The organism is Azospirillum sp. TSH20 (assembly GCF_003115935.1).
Lineage (GTDB): Bacteria > Pseudomonadota > Alphaproteobacteria > Azospirillales > Azospirillaceae > Azospirillum.
In genome coordinates, this window is sequence record NZ_LGQU01000052.1 from 1 (window position 1) to 18229 (window position 18229).

Genomic DNA, 18229 nt, shown 5'->3' on the forward strand with positions numbered 1-18229 from the left:
GGGGGAGAGGGTTAGGGTGAGGGGGAAGCACCGCAGGATTTTCGCAAAAGTCCCGCCACGCATCCCCCTCACCCCGTCCCTCTCCCCGGGGGGGAGAGGGGGAGTTCTATACAGACCCAAGGAGCCACCCCGGTGCAGCACAGCGACATCCTCTCCCGTTTCGGCCTGACCTCCAGCGAAGCCGGTCTCACCGCCCGGTCGCCGGTGGACGGCGCCACGCTTGCCACGGTGGCGGAGACCGCGCCGTCGCAGGTGTCGGACATCGTCGCCAACGCCGCCCGCGCCTTCGAGGCGTGGCGCTCCGTGCCGGCCCCGCGCCGCGGCGAGCTGGTCCGCCTGCTGGGCGAGGAGCTGCGCGCCGCCAAGGAGGATCTCGGCCGTCTGGTTTCGCTGGAAGCCGGCAAGATCTACCAGGAAGGCCTGGGCGAAGTGCAGGAGATGATCGACATCTGCGACTTCGCCGTCGGCCTGTCGCGCCAGCTCTACGGCCTGACCATCGCGTCGGAGCGTCCGGGCCATTCGATGCGCGAGACCTGGCACCCGGCCGGCCCCTGCCTCGTCATCTCCGCCTTCAACTTCCCGGTGGCGGTGTGGTCGTGGAACGCGGCGCTGGCGCTGGTCTGCGGCGACCCGGTCGTCTGGAAGCCGTCGGAAAAGACCCCGCTGACCGCCGCCGCCTGTCAGGTCATCTTCGACCGCGCCGTCGCCCGCTTCGGCGACGCGCCGGCCAACCTGTCCCAAATCGTCCAGGGCGGCCGTGAGATCGGCGAGGCGCTCGTCGCCCACCCCGGCTTCCCGATCGTCTCGGCCACCGGCTCCACCCGCATGGGCCGCGAGGTCGCCAAGGTGGTGGCGGAACGCTTCGGCCGCTCGATCCTGGAGCTGGGCGGCAACAACGCCATGATCGTGGCTCCGTCGGCCGACCTCGACATGGCCCTGCGCGCCATCCTGTTCTCCGCCGTCGGCACCTGCGGCCAGCGCTGCACCACGCTGCGCCGGCTGATCGTCCACCGCTCGGTCAAGGACCAGCTGCTGCCGCGCCTGAAGGCTGCCTACGCCTCGGTTTCGATCGGCAGCCCGCTGGAGACCGGCGTGCTGATGGGTCCGCTGGTGGATGCCGACGCCTTCAAGGCGATGCAGCGCGCGCTGGACTCCGCGAAGGCCGAGGGCGGCACGGTGACCGGTGGCGAGCGCACGCTGACCGACCGCTTCCCCAACGCCTATTACGTCACCCCCGCCATTGTCGAGATGCCGGCCCAGACTGAGGTGGTGCGTCACGAGACCTTCGCGCCGATCCTCTACGTCATGACCTACGACACGCTGGAGGAGGCCATCGCGCTGCAGAACGCGGTGCCGCAGGGCCTGTCCTCCTGCATCTTCTCCACCGACATCCGTGAGACGGAGCGCTTCCTGTCGGCCGCCGGGTCCGACTGCGGCATCGCCAACGTCAACATCGGCCCCAGTGGTGCCGAGATCGGCGGCGCCTTCGGCGGCGAGAAGGAGACCGGCGGCGGCCGCGAGTCCGGGTCGGATTCGTGGAAGGCGTACATGCGCCGCCAGACCGCGACGGTGAACTACTCCTCCGCGCTGCCGCTCGCCCAGGGCATCAAGTTCGAGATCATGGGCTGATCGACGGCTGAGTCTCGACCTCCGCGGCGTCATCGCCCCTTGCGACCCGCTTCGCCCGGCGCGACACTCCGGTAGCGAAGGTGAGATCGAGGGAGCGATGGCGGACGCTGCGGGGCATACGGTTCTGGCACGCCTGCAAGCCCTGCGGGCGGCGCCGGAACCGCTGGCGGCCCTGCTGGCCGACCTGCGCGGGATCGAACATGGCGGCGATCCCCGCTTTGCCATGACGCTCGACCATTATCTGGAAAGTTGGCTGGGCAGCCAGCCACGCGAGGTGTTCCGGCTGGCCGGCCCCCGCCTGCTGATCCTGGCGCCGGCCGATGCCGGCCCGCTGCTCGACGCTGGGGCGAAGGCGCTGGGCCACATGCTGCTGTCCCACGGCTTCGGCACGCTCCACGTCGCCCGCTACGACATAGCGACGGAGGCGGAGCGGCGTTTCGCCGACCTGTTCCCCAACGACGCCACCGCCGCCCTGCGCGAGGCGGCAGAACGCGCGCCCACCGCCGCGCTTGCCCATCTGCTGGAGGTGGAGCGGGTGCTGCACGGCGCCGATGTCGACAGCATCGTCCGCGAACAGCCGGTGTGGTCCTTCGCCGCCGACCGTGCCGCAGTGGTCGCCACCGAACTGGCGGTGTCGCTGGAAGAGCTGGAATCCCGCCTCTCCCTGTCGCTTCGGTGCGATTCCTGGCTGCGGCACGAGGTGGCGGTGCGGCTCGACCGCGGCCTGTTGCGCCATATCGCCCGCGACCGCGCCCACGACCCCCGTGCCTTCACTGTCGATCTGCACACCGCGACGGTGCTGGACGACAATTTCGAGGAGCTGGCCCGCGCCATCCCGACGGAGATGCGGGGGCGGATCACCGCCGAGCTTCCCTGTTGGGAACTCACCCTCGCTCCGTCCCAGGTGGTCGCGGCGGCTGGGCGTCTTGCCGATGCCGGATTCACGGTGGCGCTGGACCATATGCCGATGGCGGCCCTCGACAGTCTCGATCTGGCAGGGCTGGAACCCATCTTCATCAAGACGCAATGGTTCCACGAAGCCGCAGGGGCCGCTGACAAACTCTCCGCTGCGGTCGCCCGCTTCGGTGCCGGGCGGCTTGTGCTGTGGCGCTGCGACGAGCCCATGGCCCTCGACACCGGGCGCACCGCCGGGGTCACACTGTTCCAAGGCCGCGCGGCCGATGCCGCCGCCGCCTCTCCCCGCGGCCTGCCCGAGATCCAGCCCCGCCCTGTCGCCGAGGAACCGGAAGAACCGGAAGAGGCCGCCCCTGCCATGGCGGAAATGGTGGAGCCGGCACCCCCGTCCCGCCCTGGCCTGCTCGGCCGGCTAATGGGGCGCGGCTGACGGCCGCACAGTGCAGGCATCCGCGCCCCGCGATTGACAGCCGGTCATTACGGGTTCCTAATAGTTAAAATGCTAACAAACAACGAAGGCGTCGGATGTCTGTCCAAGCGCCCAGCCAAACACCCGCGAAGCCCATCCCCGCCGCGGCGACCTCCCGCTCTCCCCGCCTGCTGAACGCCACTGTTTTCGGGCTTGCCGGGGCCTTCGGGCTGCTGTCCTACATCGGCATCGGCCATGGGATGGAGGCGCTGTGGAACCCGACCGGCGCTGTCATCATCGCCGGCGGCATTACCGTTGCCGCCTTGATGGCCTTCCGGGCCAGCGAGTTGCACGCCGCCCTGGCCTCGCTCCGCGCGATCTTCCGTGACGACGAGTCCATCGCCCCCGACATCGCGGAGCTGGTGGCCTTCGCCCGCCTCTATCAGCGCGGGCAGATCCAAAGGGCAGAGGAACAGGGGACCAGGGCCGGCAGTCCCTTTCTGCGGCTGGGGTTGCAGCTGATCGCCGACGGCACGCCGGTCAACGACATCCTCCATGTGATGAACTGGCGCATCCAGAAGCTGATCGAGCGCGAGTCGGTGCAGTCGCGCCTGTACCGCACCCTGGCCGGACTGGCGCCCGCCTTCGGGCTGCTGGCGACGCTGGTCGGGCTGATCGGCATGATGGCGCAACTCGGCACCGCAACGATCTCGCAGGTGGGCGAGCACATGTCGGTGGCGCTGGTGGCGACGCTGTACGGCGTGGTGCTGGCCAACCTCGTCTTCAAGCCGATCGCCATCAAGCTGGAACAGCGCACGGCGCGGCGTGTGGCGATGCTGAACGTGCTGCTGGAAGGCATCATCCTGGTGCGTCTCGGCCGCTCGCCGACGGTCATCGCCGAAGCGCTCGCCGAGTTCGTGCGTGAGCGCGGGGACGAACTCCATGGCACCTCCTGACGACGGGGTGCGGGACCAGGATCTGGCGCCGGACGACGCGCAGGACCTCGCCACCCCCACCTGGGCGACCAATTTCGGATCGAACGGCGGCCTGCTGCCCACAGCGGCGGATGAGGACCAGGAGATCTGGCTGCTCAGCTACTCCGACCTCGTTACGCTCCTGCTGTCGGTGTTCGTCATGCTGCTGGCGATCACCACGCTCAAGGACCAGCTTCCGACCACACCGCAGCCGGAAACGCCCGCCGTCGCGCTCCACACGACCACGACGAACCCGCCCCTGTTCGACGAGCCGGAACCGGCCATGGTTCCCCGGCCGGTTCCGCCAGAGCCCATCATCCAACCGCCAGACCCGCGCCCGCGCCTGGACGACGACGAGGTGGCGGTGACCGCCCCCGATCTGGTCGCGGCACGGTGGCGCGAAGCCCTGGCGAAGCTGGGCGTGCCGCCCGGCGTGGCGGTCGATGTGCGGCAGAACCGGGTCGGCATCGTCATCGGCGACGGCATCCTCTTCGCCCCCGGACAGGCCGACCTGACACCGGGCGGCGACGGGCTGCTGCGTCGGCTGGCCCCGACGCTGGCGGCGACCCGCGGCGAGGTGGTGGTGGAGGGGCACAGCGACTCCACGCCGATCGCCAACCGCCGCTTCCCCTCCAACTGGGAATTGTCGGGCGGACGGGCGGCCAGCGTGGTCCGCCGCCTGATCCAGCTGGGGCTGCCGCCGGACCGGCTGTCGGCGGTGGGCTTCGCCGATACCCGGCCACTGTCCGCCGGCAGCGATCCGGCATCGCTGGCACGCAACCGCCGCGTCGCCATCACCATCCAGGCCGACGGCATTCCCGCCGGCCACGAGCCCGTCAGAGCGATTCAATAGGGGCAGGGTTTGATTTGACGCAATGCAGCGACACGGCGGAGGGGGCTATGCTGAGGTCTGGTGGTCGATCTGGTTGACGTATTGTCCTCCACCCCGATGGCGCCGCCCCCGGCGGTTGTTTCCCCGGCGGAAACGTCCAAAGGAGGCATCCTGGCGCCCCTTCCCCCGCCCGCCGGGGGAAGGTCGGGGAGGCCTCTTCCCGCGGCACTGCCGTGGCCGCCACCATCCCGCACGGTTCCCGTCCCGCCCAACCGGCCGGAGTGACCATGTCCGTTCAGCCTTCCACGCAAACGTCCGCCGACCGACCTGCCGCCCCTGCCGCCGCGAATCCGGCCACCGGACAGGTGGTCGCCGTCCGCGGCTCGGTCATCGACCTCCGCTTTCCCGAAGCGGCGCTGCCGCCGCTGTTCGATGCGGTGGAGATCCTGTGGGACGGCCCGGAACGGCTGGTGGCGGAGGTGCAGAGCCATCTCGACGCCCGAACCGCGCGGGCCATCGCCCTGCAGGGCACGTCGGGCCTGCAGCGCGGCACGCCGGCCCGCTCCACCGGCAGTCCGCTGACCGCCCCGGTGGGCGACGCGGTGCTGGGTCGGCTGATCGACGTCATGGGGCTGGCTCGCGACGACGGGCCAGAACTGCCGCCCGATACCCCGCGCGCGCCGATCCACCGCGCCCCGCCGCCGCTCGCCCGCCGCAGCCCACGCCGCGACCTGCTGGAGACCGGCATCAAGGTGATCGACCTGCTGGCCCCGATGGCCCGTGGCGGCAAGGCCGCCATGTTCGGCGGCGCCGGGGTCGGCAAGACCGTGCTGGTGATGGAGCTGATCCGCAAGATGGTGGAGCGCCACACCGGCATCTCCGTCTTCGCCGGCATCGGCGAACGCTCCCGCGAGGGACAGGAGCTTTGGGAGGAGATGCAGCGCTCCGGCGTGCTCGACCGCACCGCGCTGGTCTTCGGCCAGATGAACGAGCCGCCGGGTGCACGCTGGCGCGTCGGCCTGACCGCTCTGACCATCGCCGAGCACTTCCGCGACGAGGAGCGGCGCGACGTCCTGCTGCTGATGGACAATGTCTTCCGCTTCGTCCAGGCCGGTGCCGAGGTGTCGGGCCTGCTCGGCCGCCTGCCGTCGCGCGTCGGCTATCAGCCCACGCTCGCCAGCGAGATCGCGGAGCTTGAGGAGCGGGTGGCCTCCACCCCCGGCGCGGTGGTGACGGCGATCCAGGCGGTCTATGTCCCGGCCGACGATTTCACCGACCCGGCGGTGGCGGAGCTGTTCAGCCACCTCGACAGCTCCATCGTGCTGTCGCGCGCCATGGCGGCGGAGGGGCTGTATCCGGCGGTCGATCCGCTGACCTCCACCTCCAGCCTGCTCGACCCGCTGGTGGTGGGGGAGGCGCATTACCGGCTGGCGGAGGAGGTGCGCAAGACCATCGCCCATTACCGCGAATTGCAGGACGTCATCGCGCTGCTGGGCATGGAGGAGCTGAGCGCCGCCGACCGTCTGGCCGTGCGCCGTGCCCGCCGCCTGCAGCGTTTCCTGACCCAGCCCTTTATGGTGACGGAGGCCTTCACCGGCCATGCCGGCGTCAGCGTGCCGTTGGAGGAGACGCTGAAGGGCTGCCGCGCCATCCTGGACGGCGACTGCGACGACTGGGCCGAAAGCGCCTTCTTCATGACCGGTACCCTGGATCAGGTCCGTGAGCGCGACAGCGCCGGGAGGGGGGCATGAGCGACCTCTCCCTCATCATCACCACGCCGACCTCCGTCGCCGCCCAGCTCACCGGCCTCCGCCATCTGCGGGCGGAGGATGCCAGCGGCGCCTTCGGCATCTGGCCCGGCCATGCCGACCTGCTGACCGCCCTGGCGATCTCCGTCATCAGCTGGCGCGGCGCCGATGGGCGGGAGGGCCATTGCGCGGTGCGCGGCGGGGTGCTGACCATCCGCGACGGCGCGAAGATCGCGGTGGCGACGCGCGAGGCGGTGCCGGGCGACGACCTCCGCGCGCTGGAGCGCGACGTGCTGGCCCGCTTCCGCCGCAATGTGGAGGAGGAGGGGGAGGCACGGTCCGGCGCCCGCCGCATGCATCTGGCCGCGATCCGCCACATCCTGGCCTATCTGCGCCCGGACCGCCGCCGTTCGGAGAATCCTGGCGGGCCCTTCGCACCCACCCCCGACGGCGGGGAGGAAGCACCATGACCGACGAGCAGGATCCGCTTCCCGACAGCGTCCGCCGCCAGCGCGAACGGCGGGAGCATTGGCTGCGCGAGGGCGAACGGCCGATGGGCCGCAATCTCGCCCTGATCGGAGCGCTGGGGTGGCTGGTGATCGTGCCGACGCTGGCCGGCCTGTTCGCCGGGCGCTGGCTCGACGAGCGGGCCGGCGGCGGCATTTTCTGGACCGCGGCGCTGCTGTTCGTGGGCGTGGTGCTCGGCGGATGGCTCGCCTGGAACCGCATCGAACAGGAACGCTGACATGACGACCGTCCCCTTCCTTGTCCCCGTCGTTGCCGGGGCGCTGGCCGGTCTGGCGCTCGGCGTCCTGTTCTTCCGCGGGCTGGCCGCGACGGCACGGCTCTATGCGCTGGGCGGGGTCCGCCGGGCGGTGCCGCTCTATCTGCTTCGGCTGGCGGGCGCCACCGCCGGATTCACCATCGCCGCCCTCTGGGGCGGGGCGGAGGCGCTGCTGGCGATGCTTGCCGGCTTCCAATTGGCCCGCACCATCGTGGTCCGCCGGGAAAGGCGGGCGCAGGAGGGGACGCCATGACCGAATCGCCGCTGACGACGCCGGTGGTCTTCCTGCTGGGTACGGTCCCGGTCACGCTGCCGGTCGTCGCCACCTGGGGGCTGATGGCGGTGATGGCGCTGGGCTCCGCGCTGGCGACCCGGCGGTTGCGGGTTGAACGGCCCGGCCCGGTCCAGACCGTGCTGGAATTGGTGGTGGAGACCCTGCGCCGGCAGATCGCCGAGACGATGCAGACCGACGCCACCCCCTTCCTGCCGCTGCTGGGCACGCTGTTCCTCTATCTGGCGGTCGCCAACCTGTCGGGGCTGGTGCCGGGCATGAAGGCACCGACCGCCTTCCTGGAGACGGCGGTGGCGCTGGCGCTGGTCGTGCTGCTGGCATCGCAGGCGCTGGGCATCCGCCGCCGCGGCCTGTGGGCCTATCTGAAGGGCTTCGCCCACCCCACCCCGCTGCTGCTGCCGCTGAACATCCTGTCGGAGCTGACGCGCGCCTTCTCGCTGTCGATCCGCCTGTTCGGCAATGTGATGAGCGGGGAGTTCGTCATCGCCATCGTGCTGTCGCTGGCCGGCCTGTTCGTGCCAGTGCCGCTGATGGCGCTGGAACTGCTGCTGGGCCTCGTCCAGGCGTACATCTTCACCATTCTCGCCGCGGTCTTCATCGGCGGCGCCGTCGGAACAATCGAGAAAGGCTAAGAACCATGGACGTCCATGCTATCAGCATCCTGGGCGCCGCACTGGCGGTGTCGGTCGGCGCCATCGGCCCGGCATTGGCGGAGGGCCGCGCCGTCGCCGCCGCGATGGAGGCCATCGCCCGCCAGCCGGAAGCCGCCAACACCCTGTCACGCACCCTGTTCGTCGGTCTGGCGATGATCGAGACCATGGCGATCTACTGCCTCGTCGTGGCGCTGCTTCTGCTGTTCGCCAACCCGTTCGCCTGAGTGCCGCAATCCCGAGGTCCGTCATGCACATCGACGGTTGGACGCTTCTGCTCCAGGCGGTCAATTTCCTGATCCTGGTCTGGCTGCTGCGCCGCTTCCTCTACCGCCCGATCCTGGCGGTGATCGCCGAGCGGCAGGCCGCCACCGAGCGCGTCCGCACCGAGGCCGAGGCCGCGCGGCAGGCCGCCGAGGACGCGCGCCAGACCCTGGAGGCGCAGCGCACCGCCCTGCCCGCCGAACGCGACCGCCTGATCGCCGCCGCCCGCGCCGAAGCGGAGGCCGAACGCGCCGCCCTGCTGGAGAAGGCGCGGACCGAGGCCGACCACGCGCTGGAGGAGGCCCGCAGCCGGTTGGCCGACGAGCGGGCGCAGGCTTTGGACGCGCTGCAGCGCCATGCCGCCGATCTCGGCACCCAACTGGCGACCCGGCTGCTGCGTGACGCCCCGGCGCACGTGCTGACCAGCCCGTTGCTGGAAGAGGCCTGCGCCGCGGTGGAGGCTCTAAGCGCCCCCCAACGCCATGCACTGGTTGACGGCATCGATCCGGTGCCGGTGCGCCTTGCCGCCGCGGGACTGCTGCCGACGGAGGACGCCGCCCGGACGCGCGACCGGCTGGCGGCGGCGTTCGGCCGTCCGGTGGCCTTGGAGCAGGTCGAGGACCCGTCGCTGATCGCCGGGGTAGAGCTGCATTTTGCCCACAGCGTCGTCCGCCGCAGTTGGAAACAGACGCTGGCCGAGGCGAAGGAGGAGATGACCCGTCATGACTCCGCAAGAAGCGATGCCGACGCCCTCGCTTGAGGACGCGCTCGACGCCTGGATGCCGGGCGCGCTGCGCCGGCTGGATGGGCTGGATACGGCTGCGCGGCTGGAATCGGTCGGACGGGTGGAGTCGGTCGGCGACGGCATCGCCCACGTCTCCGGGCTGCCCGACGTCCGGGTGGACGAACTTCTGCTGTTCCCCGGCGGTGTCGCCGGGCTGGCTATGGATCTCGACGAGCAGATCGGCTGCGTCCTGCTGGGCGACGCCGCGCAGGTCACCGCCGGCGGCACCGTCCACGGCACCGGGACGGTTCTGCGCGTTCCGGTCGGCGACAAGCTGATGGGGCGGGTGGTCGACCCGCTCGGCAACCCGCTGGACGACGGCCCTCCGGTGGAGGCCGAAGGGTGGGAACCGGTGGAGCGCCCCGCCCCCACCATCGCGGAGCGCGCGGCGGTATCGGAACCGCTGCTGACCGGCACCGTGGTCATCGACGCCATGTTCCCGCTCGGCCGTGGCCAGCGCGAGTTGCTGATCGGCGACCGCGCCACCGGCAAGACCGCCATCGCGGTGGACGCCATCCTCAATCAGACGGACGGCGACGTGTATTGCGTCTATGTGGCCATCGGCCAGAAGGCGTCGGGCGTGCGTGCGGCGATCGAGGCGGTGCGCCAGGGCGGGGCCGCGGCGCGCACCCTGTTCGTCATCGCCGCCGCCGATTCCGCCCCCGGCCTGCAATGGCTGGCGCCCTATGCCGGCTTCACCATGGCCGAATATTTCCGCGACAGCGGCCGTCACGCCCTGGTCATCGTCGACGATCTGTCGAAGCATGCGGCGGTCCACCGCCAGATCTCCCTCCTGCTGCGCCGCCCGCCGGGGCGCGAGGCCTATCCCGGCGATGTCTTCTACCTGCACAGCCGCCTGCTGGAACGCGCGGCCAAGCTGAGCGCCGCCAAGGGCGGCGGCTCGCTGACCGCCTTGCCCATTGCAGAAACCCAGAGCGGCAACCTATCGGCCTACATTCCGACCAACCTGATCTCCATCACCGACGGGCAGGTCTGCCTGGACGCCAAGCTGTTCTACGAGGGGCAGAAGCCGGCGGTGGACATCGGCCGCAGCGTGTCGCGCGTCGGCGGCAAGGCCCAGCCGCCGGTGCTGCGCAACCTCGCCGAACCGCTGCGGCTCGACTACGCCCAGTTCCTGGAGCTGGAGGTGTTCACCCGCTTCGGCGGACTGGTGGACGAGCGGACGCGCAAGGCGGTTGCGCACGGCCAGCGCATGCGGGCCCTGTTGGCCCAGCGCCACCTGTCGCCCCGCCCGCTGGCGGTCCAGGCGGCGCAACTGCTGGCGCTGGCCGACGGCACGCTGGATGGCCTGCCGCTGGAGGCGATCCCCCGCTTCCAGGCGGCACTCGCCACCCTGGCCGCCGCCCGCCCGCCAAAGATCGGCGAGAAGCTGGACGACGCCACCAAGACGGCATTGCGCGACCTGATCGCGCAAGCGGTCGTCGGCCTTGGCGGAGCCACGCCATGACGGAACGGTTGACGGAGGTCGAAGCGCGGCGGGCCAGCGTGCAGGATTTGGGAGCGGTGACCGATGTCATGCGCTCGCTCGCCGCCATGCGGCTGCAGCAGGCGCTCGGCACGCTCGCCGGCACCCGCGCCTATGCCGAGGTGATCGCCGGGACGCTGGCCCAGGCAGCCACATTGCTGGACGACGCCCCGATGCAGTGGCCGGCGAACGGACGCGGCCACTCCGCGCTCGTGCTGTTCGCGCCGGAACACGGCTTCGTCGGCGCCTTCGCCGAACGGCTGGTCGAAGCAGCGCTCGCCGCTCCGCCCGGCTGTGCGTTGTGGGTGGTGGGCCAGCGCGGCGCCGCCCTGCTGGACGAACGTGGCCGTCCGCCCGCCTGGTGCGCGGCGATGGCGACCAACACCGACGCCGTCACCACCACCGCCCGGCGCATCGCCGACGCGCTCTATCGCGCGGCGGCGGACGGGCGGCTGGGCCGGGTGGAGCTGCTCTATGGCCGCACCAACGCCGGCGCGCCGCCGGAGCTGGTGCGCCGGCCGCTGCTGCCGCTCGGCCTGCCGCGGGACGGTGCCCGGCCGGTGCCGCCGCTCATCAACATGCCGCCGCGCGAGCTGATCGCCCGGCTGGTGGACGAGTATGTCTTCGCCCTGCTGGCCGACGCCGCAATGGAGAGCTTCGCCGCGGAGAATGCCGCCCGCCTCACCACCATGATGACCGCCCGCCACAACATCGAAACCACGCTGGACGAACTGACCGCCACCGCGCGCCACCTGCGCCAGGAACAGGTCACGAATGAACTGATCGAGCTGGTGTCGGGGGCGGAGGCGATGGGGTGAGAGGGCGCGCGAACGCCGTCAACAGTTCCGCCGCCGCCAGCGCCGCGATCACCTCCGGCCGCTTGTCGCCGGTCAGTGCGGCACCGATGGGACAGGTCAGCCCGGCCAACGCACCCGCGTCCCGCCCCCGCGCCCGGAACCAGCGCTCGAACTTCGCCCGCTTGGTCGCCGAGCCGATCATGCCGACATAGGCGGCATCGCCCCGGCGCAGAGCCGCCTCGGCGATCTCGAAATCCAGCGCGTGGCTGTGGGTCAGCACCAGATAGCCGGCCCCCGCCGGGGCGTTCGCCAGCGGATCGAGCGGGCTGTCGGTCAGGATGCGCTCCACCCCGGCCGGGATCGTTTCAGGAAATTCCTGCGCCCGGCCGTCGATCCACAGCAGGCGCAGCGGCAGCGGGGCGAAGGCCGCCGCCATCGCACGCCCGACATGGCCGGCACCGAACAGCAGCAGGGTGGGACGCGCCGCCAGCGCCCGGCGCTCTCGCTCCTGCAAAGCGGCGAGGGTGCCGGCATCGGCGCGCTCCAGCCGCAGCACGACATGCCCGCCGCAGCATTGCCCGGTTGCCGGACCCAGCGGAAGGTCTAGTGCCTCAAGGTGAGTGCCGTCCTCCAGCATCCGCCGTGCGGTGGCGATGGCGGTCCATTCCAGCCGGCCACCGCCGACGGTGCCGGCGCAGGCCTCCGGTCCGACCAGCATGCCGGCCCCCTCCTCGCGCGGGGTGGAGCCGCGCGCCTCGGCAACGGTGACGAGGATGGCGGGGGCGCCCTGGGACAGCCAGTCAGAGAGGGTGGTGGAGAGGGATGTCATACCGGTTCAGGGGAGAATGGCGAGGTGTCATGCCCCCTCCCCGACCCTCCCCCACCTGCGGTGGGAGAGGGTGCCTTCTGCGAAGCGGCGGCAGTCCCCTCCACCGCCAGAGGCGGGGGAGGGTTAGGGAGGGGGCATTCGCCGCTCGCCGCCACACGCTCCCGCAACGCCGCGATGCAGCCCAGCACCCGCTCCGGCGTCGCCGGCGCGTCCAGCCTCGGACAGACGCGGTGGTCGGCTACGCTCGCCACCGCGTCGGACAGGGCGTGGAGCACCGACATGCCCAGCATGAAGGGCGGCTCGCCGACCGCCTTGGAGCGGAAGATGGTGTCCTCGCGGTTCGGCGCATTCTCCAGCAGCGCGACGTTGAAGATGCGCGGCCGGTCCGAACAGGCCGGGATCTTGTAGGTGCTGGGCGCGTGGGTGCGCAGGCGCCCCTGCGCGTCCCACCACAGCTCCTCCATGGTCAGCCAGCCCATGCCCTGGACGAAGCCGCCTTCGATCTGCCCCCGGTCGATGGCCGGGTTCAGCGAGCGGCCGCAGTCGTGCAGGATGTCCACCCGGTCGACGACATACTCGCCGGTCAGCGTGTCCACCGTCACCTCGGCGCAGGCCGCGCCATAGGCGAAGTAATAAAAGGGCGTGCCGCGTCCGGCCGCGCGATCCCAATGGATCTTCGGCGTCTTGTAGAAGCCGGTGGCCGACAGCTGCACCCGCGCCATATAGGCGGCACGCACCAGATCGGCGAAGCTCATGTCGCGGTCGCCGACCAGCACACGGTTGCGCTCGAACCGCACCGCGTCGGGCGCGACGCTCCAATTCTCCGCGGCGAAGGCGACCAGCCGCTCCCGGATGGTGCGGGCCGCCGCCTGGGCCGCCTTGCCGTTCAGGTCGGAGCCGGACGACGCCGCGGTGGCCGAGGTGTTGGGCACCTTACCGGTGTTGGTGGCGGTCGGGCGGATGGTGGAGATGTCGACCTGGAACTCCTCCGCCACCACCTGGGCGACCTTGGTGTAGAGCCCCTGCCCCATCTCGATCCCGCCATGGTTCAGCTGGATGCTGCCGTCGGTGTAGACATGGACCAGCGCGCCGGCCTGGTTGTAGTGGCTGGCGGTGAAGGAGATGCCGAACTTCACCGGCGTCAGCGCCAGCCCCTTGCGCAGGATGCGGCTGGTTGCGTTGAAGGCGCGAATCTCCTCCCGCCGCGCCCAGTAGCCGCTGCTTTCCTCCAGCTGCGCGATCAATTCCGGCAGGATGTTGTCGGTGACGGTCTGGTGATAGGGCGTCAGGTTGCGGTCGTCACTGCCGTAGAAGTTCCGCTTGCGGATCTCCAGCGGGTCCTTGCCCAGCGCGAAGGCGATCTCGTCGATCACCCGCTCCGCCGCGACCATGCCCTGCGGGCCGCCGAAGCCGCGGAAGGCGGTGTTGGACACCGTGTTGGTCTTCAGCGGCAAGGATTCCAACCTTGCGGCCGGATAGAAATAGCCGTTGTCGGCGTGGAACAGCGCGCGGTCGGTCACCGGGCCGGACAGGTCGGCGGCATAGCCGGCCTTGGCCGCGAACAGCATGTCGACGCCCTGGATCAGCCCGCTGTCGTCGAAGCCGACGCGATAGTCGATCTCGAAATCATGGCGCTTGCCGGTGATCTGGAAATCATCGTCGCGGTCGGGGCGCAGCTTGGCGGCGCGGCCGGTGCGCTTGGCGACCAGCGCGGTGCAGGCGGCGAACAGGTTGGACTGCGTCTCCTTCCCGCCGAAGCCGCCGCCCATCCGCCGCACCTCCACCGTCACCGCGGCGCTGGGCAGGTCCAGAACATGGGCGACGATGTGCTGCACCTCCGTCGGGTGCTGGGTGGAGACGTGGATCAGCACCTCCTGGTCCTCGCCCGGCACCGCCATGGCGATCTGGCTTTCCAGGTAGAAATGCTCCTGCCCGCCGATGGCGAGCCTGCCCTCCACCCGGTGCGGCGCCTCGGCCAGCGCCGCATCGGCGTCGCCCACCCGCAGCGTCATCGGCGCGGTGACCAGCGTCCGCTCGCCGTCGCGGGCGGCGGCGATGGTCAGGACGGCCGGCAGTTCCTCATACTCGATCACCGCCAGCTTCGCGGCGCGGCGGGCCTGATCGCGGGTTTCGGCGGCGACGGCGAAGATCGGCTGGCCGACATGCTCGACCAGGGTCGAGGCGAACAGCGGCTCGTCATGCTTGCCCATGCAGCCGATGTCGTTCACCCCCGGCACGTCGTCGGCGGTGAAGACCGCCACCACGCCCGGCGCCTGCCTGACCGGCGACAGGTCGATGGAACGGATGCGCGCATGCGCCCGGCCGCTCAGCCCCAGATAGACGTGCAGCAGGCCGGCCGGCTCGGCGATGTCGTCGACATAGACCGCCTCGCCGCTGACATGCTTGTGCGCGCTCTCGTGCCTACGGGAGTCATGGACGGCGCCCTGGATGCGGTCCGGAGCGGTGATAGGAGCGATTGGGGTCGTGACGTCAGGCGCCATGGAATCAGGCATGTGCAAGCCTCCGGTCGCCGACCAGACGGGTCTCGGCCGCCGGGTCGCTGGTCTCGACATACAGCTTCATCAGCAAATTCGCGGCCACCGCCGACCGATAGCCGGCACTGGCCCGCCAGTCCGACAGCGGCGCGTAATCGTCCGCCAGCGCCTCCATCCCCAAGCGCACGGTATCCTCGGTCCAATGACGGCCGAGCAGCACCGCCTCCGCCCCGGCGGCGCGTTTCGGGGTGCCGGCCATCCCGCCGAAGGCGATGCGGATGTCGGCGACACGCCCCTCGCCGTCCAGCGTCAGGCGGAAGGCGCCGCAGACGGCGGAGATGTCCTGGTCGAAGCGCTTGGCGATCTTGTAGGCACGGAAGCGCTCGCGCGACGCCGGTTTGGGCAGGATCACCGCCTCGACGAATTCGCCCTCGCGGCGGTCCTGCTTGCCGTATTCGATGAAGAACTCCTCCAGCGGCAGTTCGCGCGTCTGGGCGCCGCGCCGCAGCCGCAGGGTGGCGCCGCAGGCGATCAGCGCCGGCGGCGTGTCGCCGATGGGGGAACCGTTGGCGATGTTGCCGCCGATGGTGCCCATGTTGCGCACCTGCTCCGCCCCGATGCGGCGGATCAGCTCGCCGAAATCGGGATAGAGCGCGGCGATCCGCTCCACCGCGTCGCTGTACGTCACGCCGGCCCCGATCACCAGCGCGTCGCCGCGATCCTCGATCCGCCGCAGGGCGCGGACCCGGCCGGTGTAGATCACGGTCGCCAACACGCGCTGGAACTTGGTGACCCATAGCCCGACATCGGTCGCCCCCGCCACGATGGTGGCGCCGGGGTTGTCGAGCAGGAGCTGCGCCAGCTGCGGCGCGGTGGCCGGCGCCAGGAAACGGCGCCCACCGACGCCGACGCTGAGGATCTCCTCGTCCCGCAGGGTTGTCAGCTTTTCCGCCCACGCCTCGCGGTCGGCGAAGCGGTCGGCCGCCCGGTCACCGATGTCGTACATGGCATGGGCGGCGCGGACGATGGGCTCGTAGCCGGTGCAGCGGCACAGGTTGCCGGCCAGCGCGTCGTCGATCCTCCGCCCGTCCGGCCGCTCCTCGTTCAGGTAGAGCGCCAGCAGCGACATGACGAATCCCGGCGTGCAGAATCCGCATTGCGAGCCGTGGCAATCGACCATCGCCTGCTGCACCGGGTGCAGCGCGCCATCCGGCCCCTTCAGATGCTCCACCGTCAGCAGCCGGCAGCCGTCCAGCGTGGCGAGGAAGCGGATGCAGGCGTTCACCGCCTCGTAGCGCAGCGTATCGCCGTCCAGCCGCCCGACCACCACGGTGCAGGCGCCGCAATCGCCCTCGGCACAGCCTTCCTTGGTGCCGACCCGCCGTTCCGACAGCCGCAGCCAGTCGAGCACCGTCAGGGTGGGATCGACCGCGTCGATTTCCCGAAGCTCGTCGCCGAGATAGAAGCGGAGGCGCTGGCGCATGGCTGCTCCCGATGAACTGGTGACGATGTGACGCAGTATTTCACTGACGTTAACTCTGTCACCAGATCGGCAGCGCGGGAAAGAGTTTCAAACGATTTGCAAAAGAGGGTGCTTACGCATTCCCCTCCGGCGTCATCGTCGCCAGCCCTCCATCCGCCCGCACCGACGCCAGCGTCAGCGCATGCCAATAGAGGTCCAGCAGGGCCGCCGGCATGCCGCCTTCCTCATGGCCTTCCATCGGCAGGATGGCGGCGGCATGGGCCAGCGCGGCGGTGGCGGCGTTCGCGCTGCGCGACACCGCGTCCCCCAGCAGTCCCAGAGTCTGGCCCAGCGCCGCGGCGTCGAAGCGCAGCAGGGCGGGCGGCACGGTGATCTGCGCCTCGCCCCCGCGCAGGCGCCCGACCGCGATGTAGACGTGCAGCAGGTCGGGCCGGTCCTCCGGCCGCAGCAGCGCGGCGACGATTCGGTTGCCGGTCAGCGGGCCGGTGCCGTCGAACTCGTACATGGCGGCGCGTTCGCTTTGCCGGGTGGCGGCGAGACCGGCGAGGCGCGTGGTCAGCGGCTCCCCAGCCCGGCGGTTGGCTTCGTCGAACAGGGCGGGGTGGCTGCCGCCCTCGCTCAGCACCACCAGCGGGGCGTCGGTCGCCGCCGCGGCGGCCAGCAGCCGGGCCAGCACGGCGAAGGGATCGCTGCCCGCCTCAGCCGCTTCAGCGTCCGCCTCCAGCAGGCCGGCGCCGCGGCGCAGCACGGCCTCCGCAAAGCTGATGTCGATGTCCATGGCAGAGCCCTCCTCCCTGACGACGGAGCCCCTTTTAGGCCGGGGCGCCCCGCCCGCTCAATGGTAACCGAAGGCGCCCGTCACCTTTCCGCGGAAGATCCAGTAGGAATAGGCGGTGTAGCCCAGGATCGCCGGGATCAGGAAGGCCATGCCGACCAACAGGAACACCTGCGTTTCCGGCGGGGCCGCCGCCTCCCACACGGTGACGCCCGGCGGGATCAGGTGCGGCCACAGGCTGATGGCGAGGCCGAGATAGGACAGGCCGAACAGCGCCATCGACAGCACGAAGGGCGCCACATCCCGGCTTTTGTCGATGGCCCGCCACAGGGCGACGGCCAGCACCGCCGTGACGATGGGCACCGGCGACAGGAAGATCAGGTTGGGCATGGAGAACCAGCGCTGGGCGATCTGCGGCAGCAGGAAGGGCGTCCACAGGCTGACCACCGCGACGCCGGCCAGCACCACCAGCATCAGCAGACGCGCCATGCGGAAGCACCAGTCCTGCAACGGCCCGATGGTCCGCCAGATCAGCCATGTCGCTCCGAGCAGCGCATAGCCCACCACCAGCGCCACCCCGCAGAACAGGCTGAAGGGCGACAGCCAGTGCAGCATGCCGCCGACGAACTGCCGCCCGTAGACCGGAATCCCCTGGATGAAGGATCCCAGAACGACACCCTGCGCGAAGGTCGCCAGCAACGAGCCGAGAAAGAAGGAGCGGTTCCACCAATGCCGCCCCGCCCGCGCCTTGAAGCGGAACTCGAAGGCGACGCCACGGAAGATCAGGGCGATCAGCATGACCAGCAGCGGCAGATACATCGCCGGCAGGACCACCGCATAGGCGATGGGAAAGGCCGCGAACAGCCCCGCCCCGCCCAGAACCAGCCAGGTTTCGTTGAAGTCCCAGACCGGCGCCACCGTGTTCATCATGGTGTCGCGGTCCTCCTCCGTCGGGGCGAAGGGATAGAGGATGCCGATGCCGAGGTCGAAGCCATCCATCAGCACATACATGAACACCGCGAAGCCGACGATCCCGACCCAGATCAGGGTCAGCAGGCTTCCTTCCGCAATTTCCTGCATCGG

The 18229-nt window shown here is 70.6% G+C and carries 18 protein-coding genes; 13 read left to right on the forward strand and 5 right to left on the reverse strand.

Annotated features, from left to right (window positions below):
- Positions 1-132: 132 nt before the first annotated feature.
- The 13 genes from TSH20_RS14945 (at position 133) to TSH20_RS15005 (ending at position 11585) form a co-directional block, all read left to right on the forward strand.
- Entirely contained in the window at positions 133-1629 is a 1497-nt protein-coding gene (locus TSH20_RS14945) for an aldehyde dehydrogenase family protein (protein ID WP_109075485.1), read from the forward strand.
- A 97-nt stretch (positions 1630-1726) separates the two neighbouring features.
- Complete coding sequence (locus TSH20_RS14950; RefSeq protein ID WP_109075486.1) at positions 1727-2974, forward strand: hypothetical protein; 1248 nt, start codon at positions 1727-1729, stop codon at positions 2972-2974.
- Between the two features lie 95 nt (positions 2975-3069).
- Positions 3070-3909, forward strand: coding sequence for a MotA/TolQ/ExbB proton channel family protein (locus tag TSH20_RS14955; RefSeq protein ID WP_109075487.1), 840 nt, complete (start codon positions 3070-3072; stop codon positions 3907-3909).
- A complete protein-coding gene (locus TSH20_RS14960; RefSeq protein ID WP_109075488.1) occupies positions 3896-4780 on the forward strand; it encodes an OmpA family protein in 885 nt (294 codons plus the stop codon). The genes TSH20_RS14955 and TSH20_RS14960 overlap by 14 nt, the downstream gene beginning before the upstream one ends.
- Positions 4781-5046: 266 nt before the next feature.
- Positions 5047-6510 (forward strand): F0F1 ATP synthase subunit beta, encoded by a 1464-nt coding sequence (gene atpD / locus TSH20_RS14965; protein ID WP_109075562.1) that lies wholly within the window; start codon positions 5047-5049, stop codon positions 6508-6510.
- Positions 6507-6977 (forward strand): F0F1 ATP synthase subunit epsilon, encoded by a 471-nt coding sequence (locus tag TSH20_RS14970; RefSeq protein WP_109075489.1) that lies wholly within the window; start codon positions 6507-6509, stop codon positions 6975-6977. Before atpD ends, TSH20_RS14970 begins: the two co-directional genes overlap by 4 nt.
- Positions 6974-7252 (forward strand): AtpZ/AtpI family protein, encoded by a 279-nt coding sequence (locus TSH20_RS14975; RefSeq protein WP_109075490.1) that lies wholly within the window; start codon positions 6974-6976, stop codon positions 7250-7252. The genes TSH20_RS14970 and TSH20_RS14975 overlap by 4 nt, the downstream gene beginning before the upstream one ends.
- Position 7253: 1 nt before the next feature.
- Positions 7254-7544 (forward strand): ATP synthase subunit I, encoded by a 291-nt coding sequence (locus tag TSH20_RS14980; protein ID WP_109075491.1) that lies wholly within the window; start codon positions 7254-7256, stop codon positions 7542-7544.
- Positions 7541-8215 carry a F0F1 ATP synthase subunit A gene (locus TSH20_RS14985; protein ID WP_109075492.1) on the forward strand — a complete coding sequence of 225 codons (675 nt, stop codon included), beginning with the start codon at positions 7541-7543 and terminating at the stop codon, positions 8213-8215. The genes TSH20_RS14980 and TSH20_RS14985 overlap by 4 nt, the downstream gene beginning before the upstream one ends.
- Before the next feature lie 5 nt (positions 8216-8220).
- Positions 8221-8460: a F0F1 ATP synthase subunit C gene (locus TSH20_RS14990; protein ID WP_012977203.1), complete on the forward strand. Its 240-nt coding sequence runs from the start codon at positions 8221-8223 to the stop codon at positions 8458-8460.
- A 23-nt stretch (positions 8461-8483) separates the two neighbouring features.
- Complete coding sequence (locus tag TSH20_RS14995) at positions 8484-9257, forward strand: hypothetical protein (protein ID WP_109075493.1); 774 nt, start codon at positions 8484-8486, stop codon at positions 9255-9257.
- Positions 9220-10749, forward strand: a complete 1530-nt coding sequence (locus TSH20_RS15000; RefSeq protein WP_109075494.1) for a F0F1 ATP synthase subunit alpha — start codon at positions 9220-9222, stop codon at positions 10747-10749. Before TSH20_RS14995 ends, TSH20_RS15000 begins: the two co-directional genes overlap by 38 nt.
- On the forward strand, positions 10746-11585 hold the full coding sequence (locus TSH20_RS15005) for a FoF1 ATP synthase subunit gamma (protein WP_109075495.1): 840 nt from the start codon (positions 10746-10748) through the stop codon (positions 11583-11585). Before TSH20_RS15000 ends, TSH20_RS15005 begins: the two co-directional genes overlap by 4 nt.
- On the opposite strand, the gene xdhC is transcribed toward TSH20_RS15005, so the two are convergent.
- The 5 genes from xdhC to cydB all read right to left on the reverse strand — a co-directional run bounded on the left by xdhC (position 11536) and on the right by cydB (position 18226).
- Entirely contained in the window at positions 11536-12393 is an 858-nt protein-coding gene (xdhC, locus tag TSH20_RS15010) for a xanthine dehydrogenase accessory protein XdhC (RefSeq protein ID WP_109075496.1), read from the reverse strand. The two genes, TSH20_RS15005 and xdhC, sit on opposite strands and share 50 nt — an antisense overlap.
- Positions 12390-14906 carry a xanthine dehydrogenase molybdopterin binding subunit gene (xdhB, locus tag TSH20_RS15015; protein WP_247871231.1) on the reverse strand — a complete coding sequence of 839 codons (2517 nt, stop codon included), beginning with the start codon at positions 14904-14906 and terminating at the stop codon, positions 12390-12392. The genes xdhC and xdhB overlap by 4 nt, the downstream gene beginning before the upstream one ends.
- The gene (gene xdhA / locus TSH20_RS15020; RefSeq protein ID WP_109075497.1) at positions 14899-16371 is read right to left on the reverse strand and encodes a xanthine dehydrogenase small subunit; all 1473 of its coding nucleotides are present in this window, start codon (positions 16369-16371) and stop codon (positions 14899-14901) included. Before xdhA ends, xdhB begins: the two co-directional genes overlap by 8 nt.
- A 112-nt stretch (positions 16372-16483) precedes the next feature.
- Positions 16484-17149 carry a hypothetical protein gene (locus TSH20_RS15025; RefSeq protein WP_109075498.1) on the reverse strand — a complete coding sequence of 222 codons (666 nt, stop codon included), beginning with the start codon at positions 17147-17149 and terminating at the stop codon, positions 16484-16486.
- A gap of 57 nt (positions 17150-17206) precedes the next feature.
- Positions 17207-18226: a cytochrome d ubiquinol oxidase subunit II gene (gene cydB / locus TSH20_RS15030; protein ID WP_109075499.1), complete on the reverse strand. Its 1020-nt coding sequence runs from the start codon at positions 18224-18226 to the stop codon at positions 17207-17209.
- Positions 18227-18229 lie beyond the last annotated feature (3 nt).